Consider the following 22,469-nt stretch of genomic DNA (forward strand, 5'->3'; position numbering starts at 1 on the left):
GTGAGGGCGCGGTCCAGGTGCTCACCGTGCATGCCGCCAAGGGGCTGGAATGGGACATCGTCGCCGTACCGGGCCTGGTCGAGGCGGCCTTTCCCTCTCACCGCAGTTACCGGCCACCCAAGGGCGGCGGGTTGCCCACGCCCACCTCCAAGGGGTGGCTCACGGGGCTCGGCTCGGTGCCGTATGACCTGCGGGGCGACGCCGCGGGCCTCCCGCACCTGCCGTGGCGCGCCGTGGAGGACCTCACGGAGCTGTCCACGGCCATCGGCACCTTCGCCAAGGAGGGCGGCGCGCACGCCCTGGACGAGGAACGGCGACTCGCCTACGTGGCGTTCACCCGGGCCCGGCACCGCCTGCTGCTCACGGCGAGCGTCTGGCTCGACGGCACGGCGCCACGCGTCCCCTCACGCTTCCTCACCGACCTCCTCGACCGCCCCGGGCTGGTCCGGATCCTCATGTGGGAACCCGATCCCGAGCCGGACGCGGTCAACCCGGCTCTCGCCGATTCGCCGGCCGCGCGGTGGCCGGTGCAGCGTGACGATCCGCGGGACGCCGCGGAACGCCAGGCGGCTGCCTGGGTCGCGGCCGCCCTGGCCACCGACCCCGCAGCCACCGGCACCTCCACGCGCGACGCCGAATCTGCGGGTGCTGGTGCGGGGGCCGGGACGGCCGACGAGCAGGAACGACGCGAGATGCGACACCTCGCGGACGCCGTCGAGGTCCTCCTGTCAGAGCGTGACGAGGCCCGCGGTGACTCCGGCGTCCCTCGCCTGCCCGGGCACCTGTCGACGTCGGCACTGGTCGAGTTGAACAGCGACCCCGCGGGGTACGCGGCCCGTCTGCGGCGTCCTATGCCGGCGCCCCCGGCCACCGCGGCGCGACTGGGGACGGAGTTCCACGCCTGGATCGAACGCCATTACCGCAGTGCAAGTCTCGTGGACGACCTCGATCTCGAGGGGTTCGCCGACGAGAGCGAGGAGATCCCCGATCTCGAGACGGCCAGACGCCTGTTCCTGCAGAGCGAATGGGCAGGTGCGACCCCCTGGAGGTGGAGGTGTCGCTGGAGACCGTGGTGGCCGGACTGCCCGTCCGAGGCCGGATCGACGCGGTCTTTCCCCGCAAGGGCGGTGGCGTGACGATCGTCGACTGGAAGACCGGAGCGCCCCCGGCGCCGGAGGTCCTGGCCGAGCGGGCGATCCAGCTCGCGGTGTACCGGCTCGCCTACTCCCGGTGGAGCGGGCTGCCGCCGGAGGACATCGACGCCGCGTTCTACTACGCCGCGACGGGCACGACCGTCCACCCGCCCATGCCGCAGGAGGACGACCTCGTCGCCCTCCTGGTCGAGCTCACCGCAGGGGAGGTCTGAGCTCGTCCGGCCCACCCGTGGGACGCACCTCGCCCCCGGGTCCTGGCCACGGGAGTCGCGACCACCCTCGGGGAGGGGCGCGGCCCGTCCGTCGTCGGGGACACGATCGCCCTCGTGGGCACCGGTCGCCGCGTCGCCGGTCCTCGCGGCACCGGTCGTCGCCCCGGTCCCCTCCGGTCCGGTGAGCGCGGCGGTCGATCCGGTGCGCCCGCTTCGGGAGGAGTAGAAGTCCTCGTCGGCGGGCTCCTCCTCGAACGTGACGGGCAGGGCGCCGCGGGCTGCCTCACCGGTGGAGGGAGCGGCGGGAACGTCGTCCTCCAGGTAGTCCAACAGCCGGTGCATGGTGCGCACGGTGTGCTCGACCGCCACCTCGTCGCCGCGGTGGTGCGCCGACAGCAGACGCGACAGCAGGCGGAGCTCACCCAACAGGCGGGCACGTTCGCGCAGGTGGGGGTCGACGGGCTCACGACGGTGCTGGGCGTACGCGCCGAACACGGTGTCCACGGCGTCGGGCGGGGCCGATCGGGCGAGCGCGGCCAGGTCCTCGGCCGGGTCCCCGATCTTGGCGCCCTCCCAACTGACCAGCGCCGAGACGTGTCCCGAGCTCGTGTCCTCGGTGGGGAAGTCGGCCAGCAGATGGGCGTTGGAGAGGTAGCCGTGCACGGGCACCGTCGCGAACCGCCACCACGACACGTCGTCGAGCAGGTGCTCCCAGCGGGACAGCAGCGCCGACGGCACGAGCCCGGTGCGGGCCCCCGGTCGACGTCGCTCACGAGACGGTGCCGGCATTCGCCCGCGTCGTACACCGGCACTCCGGTCTCGTCCAGGGCCTGGACCGGTACGTCGTGCAGGGCGGCCAGGGCGGCGCCGATGCCCGTCGCGATGCCGGGGCCGGCGGGCAGGAGCGCGAAATCGACGATGCGTCCGTGCAGGTAGGGGTAGACCATCGCCCGGCGGCCGTCGCCGAGAGCAGCGACGCCGACCGGCGCGGGGACGTCGAACGGCAGGTGGCGCGCGACCTCCTCCAGAAAGGGGATCGAGGTGTCCTGCAACGCCGCCGACACCGGATCTCCCGGCAGCCGCACCACCCAGGCCCGTTCACGGTCGTCGATGACGAACCCCACGTGGAACTGCTCCCCGACGCTCTCGGCGACCACGTGGATGCCGACCGGCAGCAGACCGGGCACGGCGCCGTCGGCGAGGGCAGCGAGATGGTGGGGGTGATCTTCACCCCGCCACGGTAGCCCGGCCGAATGCGACCTCGTCCGCGACGCACCCGGGCGGCCGAGGATCGCGCCCGGATGACGGCGGCGGGCCGCGACGGCGGGTCGAGATGACGGGTCACCGGAGCGTCGTCGCCGCGCGGCCCGGGGGAGGCGCCTCGTACCGTGGGGCCCATGAAGCTCGTCCACGATCGACACTCCGGGGAACGCATCGACCTCGACCTGCGCGGGCTGCTCAGCGACCCCTCGACCCGGGTCCTCCCGCTCGTGGGCGAGCGGGCTCCGGTGCAGGAGAACGAGAACGGCGGGATGCCCACCCTGTCGACACGCGCGCCGCGGGAGGGCGATGTCACCGGCGAGGTCGTCGTCTTCCTCGGCCGCGACGAGGCGGGACGGGCTCTGATCGTCGTCGCCGAGCCCGCCGAGGACCCGGCGGGCGTCGCCTCCCCGGCGGACACGATCACCGACGACCTCGACGCCCAGGGCGACACCGCCGACACCGCCGAGATCACCGAGATCTCTTGGCAGGGCTTGCGTGACATCGGGCCGTGGCTCCCACCGGGTGACGCCGAGGCGTTCATGGCCGCGCAGGGGATGGCCGCCTGGCATCGGTCCCACCGGTTCTGCCCGCGCTGCGGAGCGGCGACTGAGTCGGCCGCCGCGGGGTGGGTCCGCCGGTGCCCGGTCGAGGGGCGGGAGCTCTATCCCCGCACCGACCCGGCCGTCATCATGGGCATCCGTGACGCCGACGACCGGCTCCTGCTCGGCCGCGGGCCGCAGTGGCCGGAGGGCCGGCGGTCGGTCCTGGCGGGGTTCGTCGAGCCGGGGGAGAGCCTCGAGGACGCGGTGCGGCGCGAGGTCGCCGAGGAGGTGGGCATCGTCGTCGACCGGGTGGAGTACGTCGACAGCCAACCGTGGCCCTTTCCGGCCTCCCTCATGCTGGGGTTCGCCGGCTGGTCGACCACGACGGACATCGTCTGCGACCCGGCCGAGATGGCCGAGGCCGAGTGGTTCACGCGCGAGGAGGTCGCCCGTGCCGTGCGGGAGGGCGAACTCCTGCTGCCGGGGCGGTTGTCGATCGCGCGGCGGCTCATCGAGGGCTGGTTCGGAAAACGGATGTTCGTCCCGCAGATCGACGAGCGCGGCGGGCAACCCTGGATCCGCCCGTCCTGATCATCGGGTGAAGCGTCGGGCGCTGTGATCGGCGCGGTGACCAGCACCGACGCCGGTCCGTCAGGAGGCTGACAGGCGCAGCCGCACGTCGGCGACTCCCGGATTGGTGGCGGTCGTCCCGTCGGGGAACACGACCGTCGGCACCACGCGGTTGCCGCCGTTGATCTTCTCGACCGCTGCCGAGGCGGCGGCAGCGTCGGGGGCGTTCTCGACGTCGATCGTTTCGAACTCGATCCCCGCGTCGGTGAGGTCGGAGACGAGCAGTGAGCAGTAGGGACACCAGGAGGTCGTGTAGAGGGTCACCGTTCCGGCGCGAGGCGTGCGGGGGTGTGCGTGTGGGGAGGCGTTCATCACCGACGATCCTAGGAGACTGCCGAAATCCTGCCGTCGGGCGGTCTGACAGGATCGGTGGCGATGAGCACCACGCCCCCTCCCGCCGCCGTCGGTCCCGACGACATCCTGGCGGCTCTCGACCCCGATCAGCGTGAGGTCGCGAGCAGCCCCCTGGGTGCCATGTGCGTCCTCGCCGGGGCGGGGTCGGGCAAGACGCGGGCCATCACCCACCGCATCGCCTACGGCGTCGCCTCCGGCGCCTACCAGCCGCAACGCGTGCTGGCCGTCACGTTCACCGCGCGAGCCGCCGCCGAGATGCGCACGCGTCTGCGGCACCTCGGCATCGCCGGGGTCCAGGCGCGCACCTTCCACTCCGCCGCGCTGCGCCAGCTCCACTACTTCTGGCCGCGGGCGGTCGGCGGCGCCGCGCCCGAGATCATGCCGCACAAGGCGGCCGTCGTCGCCGAGGCGGCTGCGCGGGTGCGGATCTCCACCGACCGGGCGATCGTGCGCGACCTCGCGGCCGAGATCGAATGGGCCAAGGTCAGCATGCTCACCGACGAGACCTACCCGGAGGTCGCGGCCCGGGTGGGGCGCGACGTGGCCGGGGTCGATCTGCAGACCATGGGCCGGTTGCTCGCCCAGTACGAGGCCACCAAGACCGGGCGAGGGGTCATCGACTTCGAGGACGTCCTGCTCCTCATGGTCGCCATCCTGGGGGAGTCCGAGGAGATCGCCCGCGAGGTCCGCGGGCAGTACCGCCATTTCGTCGTCGACGAGTACCAGGACGTCAACGCGGTCCAGCAGCGCCTCCTCGACCTGTGGGTGGGGCAGCGACGCGACGTGTGCGTCGTCGGAGACCCGGCGCAGACGATCTACAGCTTCACGGGGGCCGGGCCGCAGTACCTGACGGGTTTCGCGCGCCGGTACCCCGATGCGCGCACGGTGCACCTCAACCGCAACTACCGCAGCTCTCCGCAGATCGTCGAGTTGGCCAACACGGTCCTGCGTGGGGCGGGTGGGCCCGCACGTCGCCTCGTGGCGCAGAGCGAGACCGGGCCGACCCCCACGTTGTCCGCGTTCCCCGACGACCCGGCGGAGGCGGTCGGTGTCGCCGCCGAGATCGCGCGGCTGATCGAGCGCGGCACCCCGGCCTCCGAGATCGCCGTCCTCTACCGCACCAACGCGCAGTCCGAGGCGTTCGAGGACGCGCTCGCCGACGTCGGCATCCCCTACCTCGTCCGCGGCGGTGAGCGGTTCTTCTCCCGCGCCGAGGTCAAGCGGGCCATCCTGCTGCTGCGCGGAGCCGTGCGCAGCGACGACCCGGCGACGCCCCTGCCGGACGCCGTCGGCGACGTGCTCTCCACCCTCGGCTGGTCGCCGGACGCGCCCGTGGCCCGTGGGGCCGTGCGTGAGCAGTGGGAGTCCCTCGACGCGCTCGTCCGGCTGGCGGCCGACCTCGTGACGACCGCGCCGGGTGCCCGCATGCGCGAGTTGGTCGCCGACCTCGACGAACGCGCCGCCGCCCAGCACGCGCCGACCGTGCAGGGCGTCACGCTGGCGTCCCTCCACGCCGCCAAGGGCCTGGAGTGGGACGTCGTGTTTCTCGCCGGGGTGGCCGAGGGCCTCATGCCCATCGCGATGGCCGAGGGCGCCGAGGCCGTCGAGGAGGAGCGTCGCCTTCTCTACGTCGGCCTGACCCGTGCCCGTCGCGAGCTGCGCCTGTCGTGGGCGGCGGCACGGACGCCGGGTGGGCGCGCGGGGCGCCGGCCGTCCCGGTTCCTCGAGGGCGCGACCTCCGTGCTCGGCGACGGCGCCCGCGCCGCGCGGGGTGGTCTCGGCGCCTCCTCGGCACGTCGTGAACGCCGTGCCCGTACCGGAGCCAGGCGTGTCACCTGCGCCCGGTGCGGCGCCGATCTCGACACCGCCTCGGACCGCACCCGAGGACGCTGCGAGGGATGTCCGCCCTCCTACGACGAGGCCCTGTTCGACGCCCTGACCGCATGGCGTCAGGAGACGTCGGCGGCCGCCAAGGTGCCCGCGTACGTGGTGTTCACCGACGCCACCTTGGAGGCGATCGCCGAAAGACGTCCCGTCGATCGCGCCGAATTGGCGACGATCCGCGGTGTCGGCGCACGAAAACTCGACATGTATGCCGACGACGTTCTCGACGTCCTCGCAGATCAGAGGGCTGGCGAGGAGTAATTCTCGCCGACGGGGACAGGCGGATCGAGACTGCTTCGTTAAATGCGTTGCACGGTTGATTCGGCTGGCCCTACGCTGGTCATGTCGCTACGGCGGCACGCCTCGATCAGGGGCGGAATGGAACAGACCGACCTCGAGAGCAGAAAGGGGAGACACCTGATGATGATCATCACCACCGGAGGCGCCGTTCACGGCGTCCACACCGAGCGCACGCTCGCCGATACGTCCGCAACGCCGACGTTCGACGCCACCGCCACGTGCGGTACGCGCTACTCCGTCTCCCCGCGATTTCGCCTCTCGACGCTCGCTCTGAACAGCTGACGCGTCAGCGGTACCCATCCGTCCAGTTCCAACGCATCCTCACCTTTCGTCGAGGATCGTCCGGGGTCAATGGCACCCCGGAGACCATCGAGGTTTCTCCCATGCATCCCGTGCGCCGAGTCCATCGCGACGTCCATCCCGTCCTGCCGTGCCGTAGGCACGACGCCGAGCTCTGGTTCGCCGACACCCCGAACGACGTCGAGCGCGCCAAGGAACTCTGCCTGGACTGCCCGCTGCTCCAGACCTGCCTGCAGACCGCACTCGAGCGTGCGGAGCCCTGCGGTGTCTGGGGTGGGCAGCTGCTGGTCGGGGGCAAGATCGTCGCCCGCAAACGACCCCGTGGGCGTCCCCGCAAGACCGAGGTCGCGGCCTGACCTACCCGTCAGGCCATCGCCCTCCTTGCTCCACCCACTCCTGTTCCGCGCGGCTCCTGTTCCGCGCGGCCGTGGCCGTCCTGTCGTACCGGTGAACCGGTACGACAGGAGGCCAGCCGCCGCTCACCAGACCGCTACACCCACCCGTCCTCCGCGTTGCGTTGCGCTTGCGCTTGCCCTGCGGAGGGCCCTTCGGCAGACCCCGAAAGGAGTGAACACCGTGCAGTCATGGCTGAAGTCCTTCCTCGTTCCCACCGACCGTGCGCGCCGAGTCGACGGACGCACCTGTGAACAGGATTTCCACCTGTCGACCTGGCACCCCGACCGCACCGCGCTCGGTTCCCAGGGACACCCCATCCGCTGAGCGCCGTCCGGCCTCACCTCACCCGAGAGCGGCACGACGATCGTCGTGCCGCTCTCGGCATGTCCGGGTGTTGCGGTGCGCCTCAGACCGGGGAGAACTCGGCACCCGGCAGGCCCTCGGCGAGGATGCGCCGGGCCGGGACGACCCCGTTGATCTGGCACAGGACGCCGATGCCGCCGGCCCAGACCCGCTGGATGAGCATGTATTCGGTCGGCAGGTTGAGCCGCAACGAGGTGCGGAAGTCGACCGAGCGGGGATTGCGCAGCCTCTCGGCGTGGCTGCGCAGCCAGTCGCGGGAGAACCGGTACTCCGGCTCGCGGACGGGGTCGATGAACGGGTCGATGAGGTCGAGGAGCTCTTCGGCGTCGACCTCCATGTGCGGACGGATGAACCCCTCCTCCCGCAGCCCGTCGAGCACGGTCTGCGCGTCGTCCTCCAGAGCCCGCGTGAGCAATCGCCCGATGGCCGTGGGCAACCCACCGGGCAGCCGGTCGGTGGAGCCGAAGTCCATCACCCCGAGGCGTCCGTCGGGCAGGATGCGGAAGTTGCCCGGATGCGGGTCGGCGTGCAGCAGGCGCGCGCGTTCCGGGCCGGCCAGATGGAACTCCAGGTACCGGGTGGCCGCGTGATCGCGCTGCTCGGTCGTGCCGCCGGAGATGATGCGCGACAGCGGCGTTCCCTCGAGCCATTGGCTGACGATGATCGTGGGGCCGTGGTGGACGACGGCCGGGACGACGATGTGCGGATCGCCCGCGAACGCCTTGGCGAAGACCTTCTGGCCCGCGGCCTCGCGTTCGTAGTCGAGTTCCTCCTCGACGCGGGCGACGAACTCCTCGAGCAACGGCTGGAGGTCGAGGCCCGGCAGCCAGCCCGCAGACATGCGGGTCACCCGCGCGAGTCGTCGGAAGTCGCCGACGAGAGCAGGGCCGGCGCCCGGGTACTGCACCTTGACCGCCACGTCGCGTCCGTCCTTCCACACGGCGCGGTGCACCTGACCGATGGAGGCCGACGCGGCCGGTTCGTCGTCGAAGTGGCGGAACTTCGAGGGCCACCGCGGACCGAGGTTCTCCGCGAGGACGCGGTGGACGGTGGCGGTCGGCATCGAGGGGGCCGAGTCCTGCAGCTTGGTGAGGGCGACCCGGTAGGGGGCCGCGAGATCCTCGGGCATCGCCGCCTCGAAGATCGACAGCGCCTGCCCCACCTTCATGGCTCCGCCCTTGAGTTCGCCCAGGACACTGAACAACTGCTCGGCGGTGCGGTTCTGCAACTGGAGAGCGATGTCCTCGGCCGGGACGCCCGTCAGGCGCCGGCCGGCCCCGAGCGCGGCGCGCCCGGCCACCCCCAACGGGAGGGAGGCCAGCTTGGCCGTACGCGTGATGGCACGGCGGGGCGGTTCGCTCACCTGCTCATTGTCTCCTGGGCCCCGTCGGGGTGCGCAACCGCGGGTGCCCCGCCGGGGGCCCGGGCTCGTGACCGCTCTTCGGCCCGGCCGCTCATCGAGGGTGACGGTGACACCGGGGATGGCGCGACCAGGTGCGTCGCACGACCCGCGGCGGGTGCATCGACATCTCGACGGAGACGTCCGGCTCGAGCAGATCCCGGCTCTCCGGCGTCGTCGCGTCGAGGTGGGCCAGGATGCGCGAACAGGCCAGCGCGGCGGCCATGGTCGTCAGCGCGGAGGCCGACGCCGGCTCGTGCAGTCGTCCCATCTGGGCGAGCAGATGGGCCCAGGCCGGGTCGTGGTCGGCGCGCGTGAGGTCCAGGCACAGCAGGCAGGGGCCGGTGGAGTCGACGAACGGACCGACGACGACCGAGCGCGGCCGCAGCAGGACCGGCAGGCAGACAAGATCGTCGACCGGCCGCCCACCGACCGGGGAGAGGGCGCCGGCGGCCACACGCACCAGCAGGTCGACCTGGTCACCGGCCGACGGCGTGTGGCCGGAGCGGTGGGCGAGATCGAGGTCGTCGAACGCCGAGCGCCCCTGCAGGACCTGCGCGCCCGACTGCCGCAGCAGGTCGGCCAGCTCGCGGCTCGTCGCGCCGTCCCCGTCGACGAGGATCGAGGGGTGCGGCCGGCGTGCGGACGATCGGGCGTCGACGAGGAGTCCGCGATCGAGCAGGTCCAGGACGAGCCGGCCGAACCGGTCGGACCCGGCCTGGGGAGCGAGCACGTCCTCCAGGGGGAGCGAACCGTCGAGCAGCTCCAGTGAACGGATCTCGGCCTCCGACAGCCCCGAGAGGACGACCGTGCCGTCGGGGTCGAGCCCCAGTTGGACTTCGGCGGGGCCGCGCCTCAGCAGCGGGACGGACGGACCGAGAGCAGGGAACACGGGCACTCCAGACCAGATCGGTGCGACGGGGACGGACGACGCCGGTGGGTCGACGGGGCCTCAGTGTGTGCTCCCGTCGCCGACCCACCGGCGTCCTCGTCCACAGGCGTCATCGGCCCGCGGGCATGCGAACGGGGTGGCCGCGCCGAGCGCGTGCCACCCCGTGTCCTTCGCGTCCTCAGGCCTTGCCGAGGATGCGGTTGAGCTTGGTGCTGCACTCGGGGCAGGTTCCCTTGGCCATCCGACGTCCGTTGGTCTCGACGACGTTGCCTTCGGTCTCGCGCTTCGCCTTGCACTTCACGCAGTAGAACTCGCCCTTGTAGGTCTCGCCGGTCTCGGTCATGTGCGTAGGTCTCCTTGTCGCTGTGGGCCGCCCGTGCGACGGCCCCGATCAAGAGCCCACCCTAGGGGCAGGCCGTGCCCGGTGCCCGTATTGGCCTGGCGACGCGCGGTGTCGTCGCGCCGGATTCGGGCCCGACACGCCGTCGCTCTCACGGGTCGTCCACACCGGGGAACCGCCTCTGCGGACCACCATTGTCGGAGGGAGGGGATAGCGTTTCGGCCATGTCCAGCAGGCCCCCGTCCCGCGCTCGCCGCGACCCCCGCCCCGATGCGTACGACATCGACGGCGAAGTGGTCGCGGTCCGTCGCAGCGCGCGCCGCCGGCGCACCGTCAGTGCCCGCCGTGAGGCGGGCCGTCTCGTCGTCATGGTGCCGGCGACCCTGTCGGCGGCCGAGGAACACCGGTTCGTGGAGCAACTCAGCCGCAAGATGCGCGACCGGGAACACCGTGGTCACGCCGGGGACTCCGCCCTGGAGACCCGGGCGGCGGAGCTCTCCGAGCTCTATCTCGGTGGCCGCGCGGTACCGACGTCGGTGCGGTGGAGCACGCGTCAACGGCGGCGGTGGGGCTCCTGCACGCCCGCCACGGGCGAGATCCGCATCTCCGAACACGCACGTGGACTGCCCGACGACGTCTTTGACTACCTCCTGCTGCACGAGCTGGCCCATCTGCTCGTGGAGGGGCACGGTCCGCGGTTCTGGGCCGAGCTGGCCGGGTACCCCGACCTGGAGCGGGCGCGCGGATTCCTCGACGGGGTCGCCTACGCGCAGGACCAGGGTCTCACCAGGTGAGAAGAAGGATGAGCGTCAGCACCGTCGACAGGGCGATCTCACCCAGCCCGACCTTCATCGGGCGGATCGCGCGGCCGGCCAGAACAGCGGCGCGGGCCGTCGTGACCGCGAAGAAGGCCACGAGCAGCCCCTGCGTCAGCGCCGGTGGCCGCAATGATTCCGGCAGGAGCCAGGGGAGGATCAGCCACAGTGCCGTCGCGGCGGCGTGGTAGGCGATCGAGGCGTGTTTGTAGCCGCGAGAACGGCGCTCGCGGATGAGGGTCTTGACGTACAGGCTCGTGCCCACGAAGTAGAGCGCCACCGCGAGCGTCATGCCGAGCAGCGGGGGATCGGTCAGCGCCGTGGTGACCGACCCCAGTCGTCCGGCGCTCGCGGCCACCAGCGTCATCAGGGAGGCGGCGAGGATCGTGACGATGTCGTTGCCCAGCGCGCGGTCGTCGCGGCGCCAGGAGTACCAGAGGCTGATGCCTCCGAGCGGGGCGAACACGGGAGCCCACACGAGCAGTGAGGGCTGCAGCGCCAGGAGCACCAGGCCGGCGGCCAGGCAGATCCCGCCGTAGGTGAGCATCGGCCGCAGGTAGACCGGCTTGCGGCGCGATCGCAGCCACAGGCCGGTGGCCGCAAAGCACAGGTACCCCACGATCCAGCAGATCAGCAGCGGCAGGTGCGTCGGCGCGAGGCCGGCGTGGACCGCCCCGACGAGGAACGGGACGACGAGCATGGCCCAGGCACCGTGTTGCTTCGGCACCCAGGCCGCGCGGGCGCTGCCCCGCTTCCCGCCCCGCCGCGCACCCGTCGGCGGGCGCGCGGCCGCAGCCGCGCGCCGCGCCCCGGTGGGGGCTTCGTCAGCGGCCTTCATCGGGCTTGCCGTCGCCGGACGGATCGCGTCGATCGGGCCCCTCGTTCCCCGTCGCCGTGTCGGAGTCGCCGGGCTTCGTGGGCCACGGACCCGCGTCGGCGGGACCCTCGTCGGCGTGAGCCTCACCCTCGACGTCGACCCGCTTGCGGGCGTCCTCACCGGCGAGGATCGCCTCGAGGGCGGCGTCGAGGTCGTCCCCGAGTTCGGAGGTGCCCGACCCGGCGGTGCGCTCGACGAAGCCGAGCGGGTCGTCCAGGTCCTCGGCGCCAGGGGCGACGTCGGGATGGGCCCAGGCGGCGTCACGGGTCGTCGCGTCGGAGGCGTCCTCCAGCGCCCGCCACAGGTTGGCGGCGTCGCGCAGGCGGCGCGGACGCAGCTCCAACCCCACGAGCTGGCCGAACAGCTGCTCGGAGACACCACCGGCGGCGCGACGGCGCCGGACGGCCTCACCGAGAGCGGCGGCCTGCGGCAGGTGTCCGGCGGTGGCCTTGTCCGTCACGACGTCGACCCAACCCTCCACGAGCGCCAGCAGCGTCTCGAGGCGGGTGAGCGCGGCCTTCTGGGCCGGGCTCGGGTCGGAGGTGAACAGCGAATCGGTGAGCGCCTCCTGCATGGCCTGCGGGTCGCTCGGGTCGAGCCCGGCGACCTTGGCCTCGATGCCCTCGGTGTCGATCGAGATGTCGCGGGCGTAGGCCTGGACGGCGGTGACGAGCTGCGGCCCGAGCCACGGCGCACCGGCGAACAGCCGCACGCGCGCGGCCTCGCGGACCGCCAGGTAGAGCTGGACCTGCGCCGCGTCGATCTCGAGGCCCTCGGCGAACTCGGCGATGTTGCCGGGCAGCACCACGACGGCACCGTTCGCCACGAGGGGGAGCCCGACCTCGGTGCCCGTGAGGACGTCGCCGGCGAGCACGCCGACGGCCCGGCCGATCTGCGCGCCGAACATCGAGCTGCTCATGCGCGTGAGCATCGGCTCCATCTGGCCGAGCACGGCCGACAGGTCCATCCCCGGGGGAGCCCCGGCATCCCGGGCATCGCCATGCCTTCGGGCAGCCCCTGCTCACCGAGCTGGTCGAGCTGGCTCTTGAGAGCCGAGGTGATCGCGGCGTTGACGCCCTGGGCGACCGGAGAGACGAGCTTGCCCCACATCGGCATGGTCTCGGCCACCCACTCGGCGCGGCTCCACGCCTTGACGACACCGGCACCGGGGGAGTCGAACGAGGTGACCTCGTCCAGCCACATCCCGGCGACGCGCCCGGCCTCCTCGGCGGCCCGTCGCTGCTGGTCACCCACGGAGGCGTCACCGCCCTCGGCCGCGACGGTCTTGCGTGCGACGTCGGCGCAGAGGTCGAGGTCGACGCCGTCGGTGGGCGGCGCGGAGAACATCGCCTGGAGCTGGGCACCGAGCATCGCCATCATGGACGGGTCGATGCGGTCGAGGCCCATGGACTTCATCGCCTCGGCCATCGCCGGGTCCCCGCCGCCCAGCAGCTGCTCGAACAGCTTGCCGAAGTCGGGCTGCTCGGGCTCGTTCGGGTGGGACGGGTTGGACATCAGGACTCCCATCTGCCTGAGACACTGTCTTCTCCACCTAACCACGGGCGGCTCCGGGAGGTTCCCGCGGACCAGGTCCGCGCGGGTCTTCGTCCCACGTATCGTCCGTTCGGCGTCCCGCATGTCGACGGTCGCCGCCGGTGGGGGCTGATGCAGCCCTCGCCTTCACGCATGACGATGAGGAGTCGAGACCCATGTCGCAGGTTCCGCCGCTGGTGGCCGTGAGCGAGACGCCGTTGTCGGTCGACGAGGTGCTCCGCGCCGTGGCCCACCCGCGCGTCGGAGGTGTCGTCACCTTCCTCGGGGTCGTGCGCGACCACGACGGGGGCAAGGACGTCGGCGCGCTCGACTACTCCGCGCACCCCTCGGCGCTCACGGCTCTGACCGAGCTGGTGGAGGCCACCCTGCGCCGCGAGGGGGTCGTCACCGCCGCCGCCGTGCACCGCAAGGGTCACCTGGAGATCGGTGACCTCGCGGTGGTCCTCGCGGTCGGCGCCGAGCACCGTGGCCAGGCCTTCGACGCCTGCCGGGCGCTCATCGACGACCTCAAGGCGCAGGTCCCGATCTGGAAGCACCAGGTGTTCGCCGACGGGTCGGACGAGTGGGTCGGCACGCCGTGAGGGGTTTTCGACGCCGAGACCCCCGAGATCGCACCCGGATCGGGGACATCCCACCCGAGCAGGCGCAGGACGGTCACGACGCGCCGGACCCGCAGGTGAGCGGATCCCCAGATCGCCGAGGCCGGCAGCCCCTGCTCGGCCGGACGCTGTCGCTCCTGCTGTTGCTCGTGGTCGTGGTCGGTCTGGTGGCGCAGTTCGTCACCCTGCCGTTCGTCATCCTGCGCCCCGGGCCGGCGGTCGACGTGATCGGCAAGCCCGAACAGGGCGCACCGGTCGTCACCGTCGAGGGCGCCCGCACCTACCCCACCTCCGGCGCGCTCTACTTCACGACGGTGGCCCAGTACGGAGGGCCGGACCGGCGTCCCAGCGCGTGGGACGTGCTCGGAGCGACCATCGACCCGCGCAGCGAGATCCGGCGTGAGGAGGAGGTGTTCCCGCCGCAGGTGACCCAGCAGCAGGTCAAGGAGCAGAACAGCGCCGCGATGACCCACTCCCAGGAGGGTGCGGTGGCCGTCGCGCTCCGTGAGCTCGGTCGGCCCGTGACGGAGGCGGCCGTCGTGGCCGAGGTGATCCCCGACGGACCGGCCCAGGGCGTGCTGCAGAAGGATGACGTCATCACGGCGGTGGGCAGCACGAAGATCACGCGGGCGCCTCAGCTGACCGACGAGATCCAGAAGGCCACCGGTGCTGTCACCCTCACCCTGACCAGGGGCGGAGCGTCCATGAGTAAGACCATCACTCCGGTCGAGCAGCAGGGGCGGCGGCTCGTCGGCGTCCTGGTGCAGCCGACGTTCTCCTTCGGGGTGGACGTCACGATCCACGCCGGCGACGTCGGTGGCCCGTCGGCGGGGATGATGTTCGCCCTCGGTGTGTACGACACCCTCACCCCGGGCGCGTTGACGGGTGGGCAACGGATCGCGGGCACCGGCACGATGAACTCCACCGGCGCGGTCGGGGCCATCGGCGGTCTGCCGCAGAAGATGGACGGCGCCAAGGCCTCGGGGGCCACGTTCTTCCTGGCCCCGAAGGACAACTGTGCCGACGTGCCCGGCAACGTCCCCGACGGGCTGACCGTCACCCCCGTGGACACCTTCGAGGTGGCGCTGCACGCCGTGCAGGAGATCGCCGCGGGCAAGGGAGACGCGCTGCCGCGCTGCCCGGGAGTCTGATCCGGCGCGCCCGCCTCAGTCCTGGAGCGTGGCGGCCAGAGCGCTGATCAGGCCGGGGGCGATGTCCTCGCCGGAGGCCACCTGGTCGTCGCTGTCGTGAGCACGCTGACGCACGAGGCAGACGCGCTCGCCGTCGCGCAGCACCGCTGCGAGCAGCCGGATGTCGGCGCGATCCGGATGATCGAGGAGCGCCTGGGTCGCCGCGGCCGGGTCGTCGGGGAGATCCTGCTCCGCCTCCGGGGGCAGGACGATGCGCTCCACCGCGACCGCCACCCCGTCGACCTGAGGCGGCCACGCGATCTGGGCCAGCAGTTCTTCGACGTCCTGGTGCGAGGGCAGGTCGTCCTGCTCGACGGAGACGTACGACGACCCGGGGGCGGGCGGCCCGTCCTCCTCGGTCTCGTCCGCCGCCCCGACGCCGTCGGGCCGGTCGCTGCGGTCGTGCTCGTCGTGCTCACGCAGATGGTCGGCGAGCCCGGGCTCGGCGTCGGCGAACTGCGCGCCGTCGACGAGCGCGAACAGGCGGATGGGTTGGTCCCATCCGGCGGCGGCCACGTATTTCTCGGCCTCGATCGCGCACGAGAGCAGGGGCGGGTGGACGGGGATGAACTCGGTCACCGGCTCATCGTGCCAAACGACCGCCGCCGGCGCGCGGACCGGTCGACGCGCCGCTGGAGGCCGGTCCACCGGCGATCACCGGCGGGCCATGTCGCAGATGTCCGGTGCGACTTCGCCGGGACGGGTTCTCGTATCGACGTGCGCGCTGGGTACGGTGGTGTTCGACACACCTGCCCGCGGGCCACGTGCCTCGATGCGGCGGTGTGCGTAGGCACACGACAGGACAGGTGGACACAGCGTGAGTGACCAGACCCCCCGGCCCGGCGACGACGTGCCCGAGGGTGGTGGCGGCAGCACACCGCGCGGATTCGGCGGCCCGGGTGGTTTCGGTGGGCCGACGGGTCCTGGCGGACCTGCCGGACCGGGACGCCCCGGCGGATTCGGTGGCCGGGGCGGCGGGCGGGGAGTTCCTCCGCCGGCGGCGCTCAGCGCAAGCCGAGCAAGTTCGGTCTGACGCTCGCGATCGTCCTCGTCCTTCTCGGCGCTCTCGCGGCGGGAGCGACGTTCTGGACCGACGTGCTCTGGTTCTCCTCGGTGGGCTACTCCCAGGTGTTGTGGACCCGCATCGGCGCCCAGGCCGGCCTGTTCTTCGTCGCCGCGCTCATCGTGGGCGGTCTGGTGGCGCTGTCGTTGATCGTCGCCTACCGCTCCCGGCCCATCTACGCGCCCTCGGACCCGCAGCAGGAGGCGCTGGACCGGTACCGCGAGATCCTCGACCCGCTGCGTCGCATCGGCCTCATCGTGGCGCCGCTGATCTTCGGCGCCTTCGCCGGCCTCGCCGCGGCGAGCCAGTGGCAGACGCTGCTGTTGTGGATCAACGCCCAGCCCTTCGGTACGGCCGACCCCACGTTCGGCATGGACGTCGGGTTCTTCGTGTTCACGCTGCCGTGGCTGCAGTTCCTCGTCTCCTTCGGCACGATGGCGCTCGTCCTCGCCCTCGTCACCGCGGCCGTGACGCACTACGTGTACGGCGGGCTCCAGCTGGCCGGCGGCGGTCCGCGCACGACGACGGCGGCCCGCGTCCACCTCTCGATCCTCGCCGCCCTGCTCGTGCTGCTGCGAGCCGTCTCCTACTGGCTGGAGCGGTACGAGCTGTCGACGCAGACCGGCAACCTCATCACGGGTCTGCAGTACACCGACAACAACGCGGTCCTGCCCACCAAGGCCATCCTCGCCATCGCCGCGCTCATCTGCGCCGGGCTGTTCGTGGCCACCATCTGGAGCCGGTCCTGGCGTCTGCCGATGATCGGTCTGGGCATGCTGCTCGTCACCTCCCTCGTGGTCGGCAGCCTGTACCCGCTCGCGTTCCAGAACCTGCGGGTGCAGCCCTCCGAGCAGTACCTGGAGGCGGAGTTCATCCAGAAGAACATCGACGCCACCCGGGCCGCCTACGGGTTCGACGACATCAAGAAGGAGGAGTACAACGCCACGACCGAGGCCTCGCCCGGCCAGTTGCGTGAGGACGCCGCGACGGTCCCCGGCATCCGCCTCCTCGACCCGACGATCGTGCCCCGCACCTTCACCCAGACCCAGGGTCTGCGCCGCTACTACGGCTTCCCCGACGTCCTGGACGTCGACCGCTACTCGATCGAGGGCCAGACCCGCGACACGGTGATCGCGGCGCGCGAGCTCGACCTCAACGGTGTGCCGCAGCGCAACTGGGTCAACGACCACACGGTCTACACCCACGGCTACGGCGTCGTCGCGGCCTACGGCAACCGCCAGACCAGCGACGGCGAGCCGAGCTATTACGTGCGCGACATCCCGCCACGAGGCGAGCTCGGTGAGTTCGAGCCGCGCATCTACTTCGGCGAGCGGTCCACCCAATACTCGATCGTCGGCAAGTCCGATGGCGGCAACGATCGCGAACTCGACTTCCAGTCGGCCGAGGGCGAGCAGTACAACACCTACGCCGGTGGCGGCGGTGTGGCGATGGACAACATCGTCAAGCGGGCCGCGTACGCCATCAAGTACCGCGAGTACCGCATCATGCTGTCCGAGCAGGTCGGCGACTACTCGACGATGCTGGACCACCGCACGCCTCGCGAGCGGGTGGAGCGGGTGGCGCCCTGGCTCACCCTCGACGGCAACGCCTACCCGGCGGTCGTCGACGGGCGCGTCCAGTGGATCATCGACGCCTACACGACCTCGGCCAACTACCCGTATTCGCAGAAGCAGTCGCTGGAGACGGCGACGACCGACGCCGTCACCTCGCGCGCCCAGAGCGTCGAGGCGGTCCGCTCCGGTGAGGTCAACTACATCCGCAACTCGGTCAAGGCGACCGTGGACGCCAGCTCCGGTGAGGTGCGTCTCTACAGCTGGGACGACCAGGACCCGCTGCTCAAGGCGTGGAGCGCGGCGTTCAGCGACACCGTGCGTCCGATGACGGAGATCAGCGGTGACCTGATGTCGCACCTGCGCTACCCCGAGGACCTGTTCAAGGTGCAGCGCCAGCTCATCACGCGCTACCACATCACCGACGCGGGTAGCTTCTACACCGGTGGTGAGTACTGGAAGGTGCCGGAGGACCCGACCTCGGGTAACCCGGGCCAGGCCGGTCTGCCCGACCAGCCTCCGTACTACCTCTCGATCGCGATGCCGGGGCAGGAGAGCCCGTCGTTCTCCCTGACGACGTCGTTCTCGCCGGTGGGTGCGGATCGCCCCTACCTGACGGGCTTCATGGCCGTCGACTCCGACGCGGGCTCCGAGGCCGGTAAACGCCGTGAGGGTTACGGCGCGATGCGGCTGCTGGCCCTGCCGAGCTCGACGAACGTGCCGGGTCCGACGCAGGTGCAGAACCGGATCGACTCCTCGAACGACAACTCCGAGGAGTTCGGCCTGACGCTGAGCCAGTTCCTCAACCTCAACAGTCAGGGTGGCTCGCGGGTGCACAAGGGCAACCTGTTGACGTTGCCCGTCGGTGGCGGTCTGCTCTACGTGCAGCCCGAGTACGTCAGTGGTACCGCAGGGTCGACCTACCCGCGTCTGCAGGCGGTCGTCGTCTCCTTCGGTAACGACATCGCCTGGGCCTCGACGCTCGACGCCGCGCTGGACGAGCTGTTCCAGGGCGATTCCGGCGCGCAGGCCGGGGACAGTGGGGTCTCACCGACGCCGGAGAAGCCGGGCGCGACGCCGACCCCGGGGCAGACACCCTCACCCTCGCCGACGCAGAGCGAGCAGCCGCAGGAGCTGCAGACGGCGTTGGCCGACGTCCGGCGTCACTACGACGCGGGTCAGAAGGCCATGCAGGCCGGAGACTGGGCCGCCTACGGCGAGGCTCAGAAGCAGCTCGACGCCGCGATCAAGCGGGCCATCGAACTGCAGCCCGAGCGGGGCCGGGTCTCGGTGCCGACGTCCACGGCGTCGCCGGCTCCGAGCCCGACGGCCACGGGGACGCCGACCGGCTGATCGAGCGCAGTGCGAATCGGGCGTCCGACGTGGTGACCGGATCACCACGTCGGACGCCCGATTTGGACGATGGGAGGGCCCTCGCGTAAGGTGGTGTTCACCGACGCGGGGTGGAGCAGTTCGGTAGCTCGCCGGGCTCATAACCCGGAGGTCGCAGGTTCAAATCCTGCCCCCGCTACCACAGAAGGGCCCCTGATCAGCGGAAACGCCGATCAGGGGCCTTTGTCATGCCTACGCACGGAGGCTCCCGCCGCCGTGACCCGTCGATGTGAAGTAGCTGGTCGACCGCCCCCAGGCTCAGGTCTTGGTCTCGTGCGGGTGGTTCGTCGACACGCGGATCAATACGACCTCCATCTCCTCGACGTAGAACCAGATCCGCGCACCGCCGGCCAGCTTGTGCTGCCCCTGCTCGTGTGTGCGACCGTCGCGTGTGACTGTGGCCAGGTCATCCTTGAGGGGGTAGTTGTCGGCAGTCCTGTCGCAGGGCCGGGTCGTCAAGAACTCCCAGGCGTCGACCACAACGCCGCGTTGTACGGCCAGGAGGTCTTGCCACCCTTTGGCCGCCTGACGGGTACCGAAGACGACCTTGAACTCGGACTTACGCAGCGGTCGTTCCACTCGGGAACTGCGCTTCGCCACCCAGATCAGTCCGTGGGGTGCGGGACCGGAGTCGGCTCGTCGAGCCAGTCGAGCTGGGAGTCGGTGGTGTAGCCGGCAGCCCTGCTTGCGGCAGTCTCACGCCAGGCGACGATTTCGGCCAGGAACGGCGTGAAGTCCTTGATGGACGCACAGGCGCGCGCGCTGTGGACGATCTCGTTCGCAAACATGTCCCGACCTGCAGGAGTAAGGAACCCCATCCAGGGGAAACGATCTGCAAGGCGATCGACGAAGGGGACCTCGTCGGGGCCAAGTGACGCGGCGATGAGGTCAGCCGCCATGGTGAGCACGGTGAACTGATCGTCGCGCTCGCTCTTGCGCGTGAGGATGAGGGTCTCGCCGTCACGACGAGTGATCTCGACCGGACCCTGATCGGCAGCGTGGAAGACCTCGGAACCCCTGCGGGAGAGGTCGGAAGAGGATGCACGAGTCATGAGGGCCATGACAGACATTGTTTCTGAATACGTTCAGAAGTGTCAAGCGGTGCCGGGAGGTGTCAGCGCCGAGGGTTCTCAGGTGTCGGCGCGGTCGTTCAGCCCCATGAGTGTGAGGAGTTCCCAGGCGCTGTGGGCGGCGGCGAGACCGGTGATGCCCGCGTGGTCGTAGGCCGGTGCCACCTCCACGACGTCGCCGCCGATGATGTCCAGGCCACGCAGCCGGCGCAGCACCGAGAAGAACTCACGGGTGCTGATCCCCGCCACCTCGGGCGTTCCCGTGCCCGGCGCCTGCGACGGGTCGAGCACGTCGATATCGATCGACACGTATACCGGGCGGGAACCGAGCCGGCCGCGGATCTGCTCGGCGATGCTCTGCATCGACTGCTCCTGGAACGCCTCGCTCCGGATGATGGCGAAGCCGGCCCGGCGGTCGTCGACCAACTCCTCGGGATCGTAGATCCCGCCACGGATGCCGACGTGCTGGCAGTGCTCGAGGTCGAGCAGCCCTTCCTCGGCCGCACGGCGGAACGGGGAGCCGTGCCAGACGTCCGCGCCGTGCAGCACGTCCCAGGTGTCGAGGTGGGCATCGAAGTGCAGGACCGCCAGCGGCCCGTGAACCCCCGCCGCAGCCCGCAACAGCGGGAGCGCGATCGTGTGGTCGCCACCGAGCGCCAGGATCCTCGTCCCCCCGGCCACGAGGCGCGCGGCGTGCGCATGGATCGTCTCGACGGCCCGGCCGATGTCGTAGGGGCCGACGCCGATGTCTCCGGCATCGACGACCTGCCGATCCCGGAAGGGGAAGGTGTCGTGGGACTGGTGGTAGGGATGGAGTTGGCGCGAGTTCTCGCGAATGTGCGCCGGCCCGAAACGGGCCCCGGGCCGAAAGCTCGTGCCCGAATCGAACGGGATGCCCAGGACCGCGAGATCGGCGTGTTCGACGTCCTCGATCCTCGGAAGCAGGGCGAAGGTGGCGATCCCTACGTAACGGGGAAGATCGGGATCGTCGCGCTGCCCGGTGATCCGTCGGTCGTTCGTCATCGACGATCCTCCCTCTGCGGCGCTCTCGGCTCGCGCGGCCCGGGCGAGGCGCCGTCGCGCCATGAGCCTCACGTCCGAGCCTAGGTCATCGGGTGCGGCCGGAGCCCGTCGCCGCGGCAGGTCCCGGTCGAGTACCCATTCCCCTGGCGCGGCTGATTGAATGGCGATCACCACAGCGCCGACGAAAGGGCAGTGATGCCGAGCACCGTCAAAGGAGTGATCGCCCGGGGCAAGGGGGATCCGGTCGAACTCGTCGACATCGTGATCCCCGACCCCGGCCCCGGTGAAGCGGTCGTCGCGATCCAGGCATGCGGGGTGTGCCACACCGACCTGCACTACCGCGAGGGCGGCATCAACGACGACTTCCCGTTCCTCCTCGGACACGAGGCCGCCGGCGTCGTCGAGGCGGTCGGTGAGGGCGTGACCGAGGTGGAGTCGGGCGACTTCGTCGTCCTCAACTGGCGGGCCGTGTGCGGTGAGTGCCGCGCCTGCCACAAGGGGCAGCCCCAGTACTGCTTCGCCACCCACAACGCCACGCAGAAGATGACGCTGACCGACGGCACCGAGCTGACACCGGCGCTGGGCATCGGCGCGTTCGCGGAGAAGACGCTGGTCGCGGCCGGACAGTGCACCAAGGTCGCGCAGGCCGACCCGGCCGCCGTCGGCCTCCTCGGATGCGGCGTGATGGCCGGCTTCGGTGCCGCCGTCAACACCGGCGGAATCCAGCGCGGTGAGTCGATCGCCGTCTTCGGGTGCGGGGGAGTGGGCAACGCGGCCATCGCCGGAGCCCGCGTCGTCGGTGCGACGACCATCATCGCCGTCGACGTCGACGACCGAAAGCTCTCGTGGGCCAAGGAGTTCGGCGCCACCCACACGATCAACTCCCGCGAGGAGGACCCGGTCGAGAAGATCCGCGAGCTGACCGGCGGATTCGGCGCCGACGTCGTCGTCGAGGCCGTCGGACGCCCCGAGACCTACGAGCAGGCGTTCTACGCCCGCGATCTCGCCGGGCGTGTGGTCCTCGTCGGCGTCCCGACGCCCGACCTCGAGGTCACCCTGCCCCTCATCGAGATCTTCGGCCGTGGCGGGGCGTTGAAGAGCAGTTGGTACGGCGATTGCCTGCCCAACCGCGACTTCCCGATGCTCGTGGAGCTGTACCGACAGGGCCGCCTGGACTTGGAGAAGTTCGTCAGCGAGCGCATCGACCTCGATGCGGTGGAAGGAGCGTTCGCCAAGATGCACGAAGGCACCGTTCTGCGGTCGGTGGTGGTCCTGTGAGCGCCTCG

Annotated in this window: 23 protein-coding genes, 1 tRNA gene and 2 pseudogenes; 14 read left to right on the forward strand and 12 right to left on the reverse strand. The window is 71.2% G+C overall.

Annotated features, from left to right (window positions below):
• Positions 1 to 26: 26 nt before the first annotated feature.
• Together QQK49_RS23150 and QQK49_RS04595 are read left to right on the forward strand one after the other, a co-directional pair.
• Positions 27 to 308 (forward strand): annotated as a pseudogene (locus tag QQK49_RS23150) (hypothetical protein); the annotation flags it as partial.
• A 593-nt stretch (positions 309 to 901) separates the two neighbouring features.
• The gene (locus tag QQK49_RS04595; RefSeq protein ID WP_431310569.1) at positions 902 to 1,366 is read left to right on the forward strand and encodes a PD-(D/E)XK nuclease family protein; all 465 of its coding nucleotides are present in this window, start codon (positions 902 to 904) and stop codon (positions 1,364 to 1,366) included.
• 519 nt (positions 1,367 to 1,885) lie between these two features.
• On the opposite strand, the pseudogene QQK49_RS23155 reads toward QQK49_RS04595, so the two are convergent.
• Positions 1,886 to 2,155, reverse strand: a pseudogene (locus QQK49_RS23155) (phosphotransferase); the annotation flags it as partial.
• Between QQK49_RS23155 and QQK49_RS04600 the strand changes: the two are divergent.
• Together QQK49_RS04600 and nudC are read left to right on the forward strand one after the other, a co-directional pair.
• Positions 2,146 to 2,610, forward strand: coding sequence for a hypothetical protein (locus QQK49_RS04600; protein ID WP_284302920.1), 465 nt, complete (start codon positions 2,146 to 2,148; stop codon positions 2,608 to 2,610). The pseudogene QQK49_RS23155 and the gene QQK49_RS04600 overlap by 10 nt on opposite strands.
• Positions 2,611 to 2,763: 153 nt before the next feature.
• Entirely contained in the window at positions 2,764 to 3,762 is a 999-nt protein-coding gene (gene nudC / locus QQK49_RS04605) for an NAD(+) diphosphatase (RefSeq protein WP_284302921.1), read from the forward strand.
• Between the two features lie 60 nt (positions 3,763 to 3,822).
• Here nudC and QQK49_RS04610 read toward each other — a convergent pair whose 3' ends face one another.
• Positions 3,823 to 4,113: a glutaredoxin domain-containing protein gene (locus tag QQK49_RS04610; RefSeq protein ID WP_284302922.1), complete on the reverse strand. Its 291-nt coding sequence runs from the start codon at positions 4,111 to 4,113 to the stop codon at positions 3,823 to 3,825.
• Positions 4,114 to 4,176: 63 nt separating this feature from the next.
• Between QQK49_RS04610 and QQK49_RS04615 the strand changes: the two genes are divergently transcribed.
• The 4 genes from QQK49_RS04615 to QQK49_RS04630 all read left to right on the forward strand — a co-directional run bounded on the left by QQK49_RS04615 (position 4,177) and on the right by QQK49_RS04630 (position 7,359).
• Entirely contained in the window at positions 4,177 to 6,300 is a 2,124-nt protein-coding gene (locus QQK49_RS04615) for an ATP-dependent DNA helicase UvrD2 (RefSeq protein WP_284302923.1), read from the forward strand.
• Between the two features lie 117 nt (positions 6,301 to 6,417).
• Positions 6,418 to 6,621, forward strand: coding sequence for a hypothetical protein (locus tag QQK49_RS04620; protein ID WP_284302924.1), 204 nt, complete (start codon positions 6,418 to 6,420; stop codon positions 6,619 to 6,621).
• Positions 6,622 to 6,722: 101 nt separating this feature from the next.
• Positions 6,723 to 6,995, forward strand: coding sequence for a WhiB family transcriptional regulator (locus tag QQK49_RS04625; RefSeq protein ID WP_284302925.1), 273 nt, complete (start codon positions 6,723 to 6,725; stop codon positions 6,993 to 6,995).
• A gap of 220 nt (positions 6,996 to 7,215) precedes the next feature.
• Complete coding sequence (locus QQK49_RS04630) at positions 7,216 to 7,359, forward strand: hypothetical protein (RefSeq protein WP_284302926.1); 144 nt, start codon at positions 7,216 to 7,218, stop codon at positions 7,357 to 7,359.
• 82 nt (positions 7,360 to 7,441) lie between these two features.
• On the opposite strand, the gene QQK49_RS04635 is transcribed toward QQK49_RS04630, so the two are convergent.
• The 3 genes from QQK49_RS04635 to QQK49_RS04645 form a co-directional block, all read right to left on the reverse strand.
• Positions 7,442 to 8,761 (reverse strand): ABC1 kinase family protein, encoded by a 1,320-nt coding sequence (locus tag QQK49_RS04635; RefSeq protein ID WP_284302927.1) that lies wholly within the window; start codon positions 8,759 to 8,761, stop codon positions 7,442 to 7,444.
• 91 nt (positions 8,762 to 8,852) lie between these two features.
• Positions 8,853 to 9,689, reverse strand: a complete 837-nt coding sequence (locus tag QQK49_RS04640; protein ID WP_284302928.1) for a hypothetical protein — start codon at positions 9,687 to 9,689, stop codon at positions 8,853 to 8,855.
• 178 nt (positions 9,690 to 9,867) lie between these two features.
• Positions 9,868 to 10,032: a DUF5679 domain-containing protein gene (locus QQK49_RS04645; RefSeq protein ID WP_284302929.1), complete on the reverse strand. Its 165-nt coding sequence runs from the start codon at positions 10,030 to 10,032 to the stop codon at positions 9,868 to 9,870.
• 221 nt (positions 10,033 to 10,253) lie between these two features.
• Between QQK49_RS04645 and QQK49_RS04650 the strand changes: the two genes are divergently transcribed.
• Entirely contained in the window at positions 10,254 to 10,823 is a 570-nt protein-coding gene (locus tag QQK49_RS04650) for a SprT-like domain-containing protein (RefSeq protein ID WP_284302930.1), read from the forward strand.
• Here the strand turns inward: QQK49_RS04650 and QQK49_RS04655 are convergent.
• From QQK49_RS04655 to QQK49_RS04665, 3 genes are read right to left on the reverse strand one after another with little or no spacing between them, the layout of a single operon-like run.
• The gene (locus QQK49_RS04655) at positions 10,813 to 11,682 is read right to left on the reverse strand and encodes a YwiC-like family protein (RefSeq protein ID WP_284302931.1); all 870 of its coding nucleotides are present in this window, start codon (positions 11,680 to 11,682) and stop codon (positions 10,813 to 10,815) included. The two genes, QQK49_RS04650 and QQK49_RS04655, sit on opposite strands and share 11 nt — an antisense overlap.
• The gene (locus QQK49_RS04660) at positions 11,669 to 12,640 is read right to left on the reverse strand and encodes a zinc-dependent metalloprotease (RefSeq protein ID WP_284302932.1); all 972 of its coding nucleotides are present in this window, start codon (positions 12,638 to 12,640) and stop codon (positions 11,669 to 11,671) included. The genes QQK49_RS04655 and QQK49_RS04660 overlap by 14 nt, the downstream gene beginning before the upstream one ends.
• Positions 12,637 to 13,236, reverse strand: a complete 600-nt coding sequence (locus QQK49_RS04665; RefSeq protein WP_284302933.1) for a zinc-dependent metalloprotease — start codon at positions 13,234 to 13,236, stop codon at positions 12,637 to 12,639. The genes QQK49_RS04660 and QQK49_RS04665 overlap by 4 nt, the downstream gene beginning before the upstream one ends.
• Positions 13,237 to 13,430: 194 nt before the next feature.
• On the opposite strand from QQK49_RS04665, the gene QQK49_RS04670 reads away from it, so the two are divergent.
• Both QQK49_RS04670 and QQK49_RS04675 read left to right on the forward strand, forming a co-directional pair.
• Entirely contained in the window at positions 13,431 to 13,856 is a 426-nt protein-coding gene (locus QQK49_RS04670) for a molybdenum cofactor biosynthesis protein MoaE (RefSeq protein WP_284302934.1), read from the forward strand.
• 95 nt (positions 13,857 to 13,951) lie between these two features.
• The gene (locus tag QQK49_RS04675) at positions 13,952 to 15,025 is read left to right on the forward strand and encodes a YlbL family protein (RefSeq protein WP_284302935.1); all 1,074 of its coding nucleotides are present in this window, start codon (positions 13,952 to 13,954) and stop codon (positions 15,023 to 15,025) included.
• 15 nt (positions 15,026 to 15,040) lie between these two features.
• Here the strand turns inward: QQK49_RS04675 and QQK49_RS04680 are convergent, their stop codons facing one another.
• Positions 15,041 to 15,643: a PPA1309 family protein gene (locus QQK49_RS04680; protein ID WP_284302936.1), complete on the reverse strand. Its 603-nt coding sequence runs from the start codon at positions 15,641 to 15,643 to the stop codon at positions 15,041 to 15,043.
• Positions 15,644 to 16,105: 462 nt separating this feature from the next.
• Between QQK49_RS04680 and QQK49_RS04685 the strand changes: the two genes are divergently transcribed.
• Positions 16,106 to 19,051 (forward strand): UPF0182 family membrane protein, encoded by a 2,946-nt coding sequence (locus tag QQK49_RS04685; protein WP_348536249.1) that lies wholly within the window; start codon positions 16,106 to 16,108, stop codon positions 19,049 to 19,051.
• 104 nt (positions 19,052 to 19,155) lie between these two features.
• Positions 19,156 to 19,232: transfer RNA gene (locus tag QQK49_RS04690), tRNA-Met, on the forward strand.
• 116 nt (positions 19,233 to 19,348) lie between these two features.
• On the opposite strand, the gene QQK49_RS04695 is transcribed toward QQK49_RS04690, so the two are convergent.
• From QQK49_RS04695 to speB, 3 genes are all read right to left on the reverse strand, one after another.
• On the reverse strand, positions 19,349 to 19,669 hold the full coding sequence (locus QQK49_RS04695; RefSeq protein ID WP_284302937.1) for a hypothetical protein: 321 nt from the start codon (positions 19,667 to 19,669) through the stop codon (positions 19,349 to 19,351).
• 26 nt (positions 19,670 to 19,695) lie between these two features.
• On the reverse strand, positions 19,696 to 20,151 hold the full coding sequence (locus tag QQK49_RS04700) for a type II toxin-antitoxin system Phd/YefM family antitoxin (RefSeq protein WP_284302938.1): 456 nt from the start codon (positions 20,149 to 20,151) through the stop codon (positions 19,696 to 19,698).
• A 69-nt stretch (positions 20,152 to 20,220) separates the two neighbouring features.
• Complete coding sequence (speB, locus tag QQK49_RS04705) at positions 20,221 to 21,183, reverse strand: agmatinase (protein ID WP_284302939.1); 963 nt, start codon at positions 21,181 to 21,183, stop codon at positions 20,221 to 20,223.
• 195 nt (positions 21,184 to 21,378) lie between these two features.
• On the opposite strand from speB, the gene QQK49_RS04710 reads away from it, so the two are divergent.
• Complete coding sequence (locus QQK49_RS04710; RefSeq protein ID WP_284302940.1) at positions 21,379 to 22,461, forward strand: S-(hydroxymethyl)mycothiol dehydrogenase; 1,083 nt, start codon at positions 21,379 to 21,381, stop codon at positions 22,459 to 22,461.
• The last annotated feature ends 8 nt before the right edge of the window (positions 22,462 to 22,469 follow it).

It is taken from the genome of Mobilicoccus caccae (assembly GCF_030161635.1).
GTDB lineage: Bacteria > Actinomycetota > Actinomycetes > Actinomycetales > Dermatophilaceae > Mobilicoccus > Mobilicoccus caccae.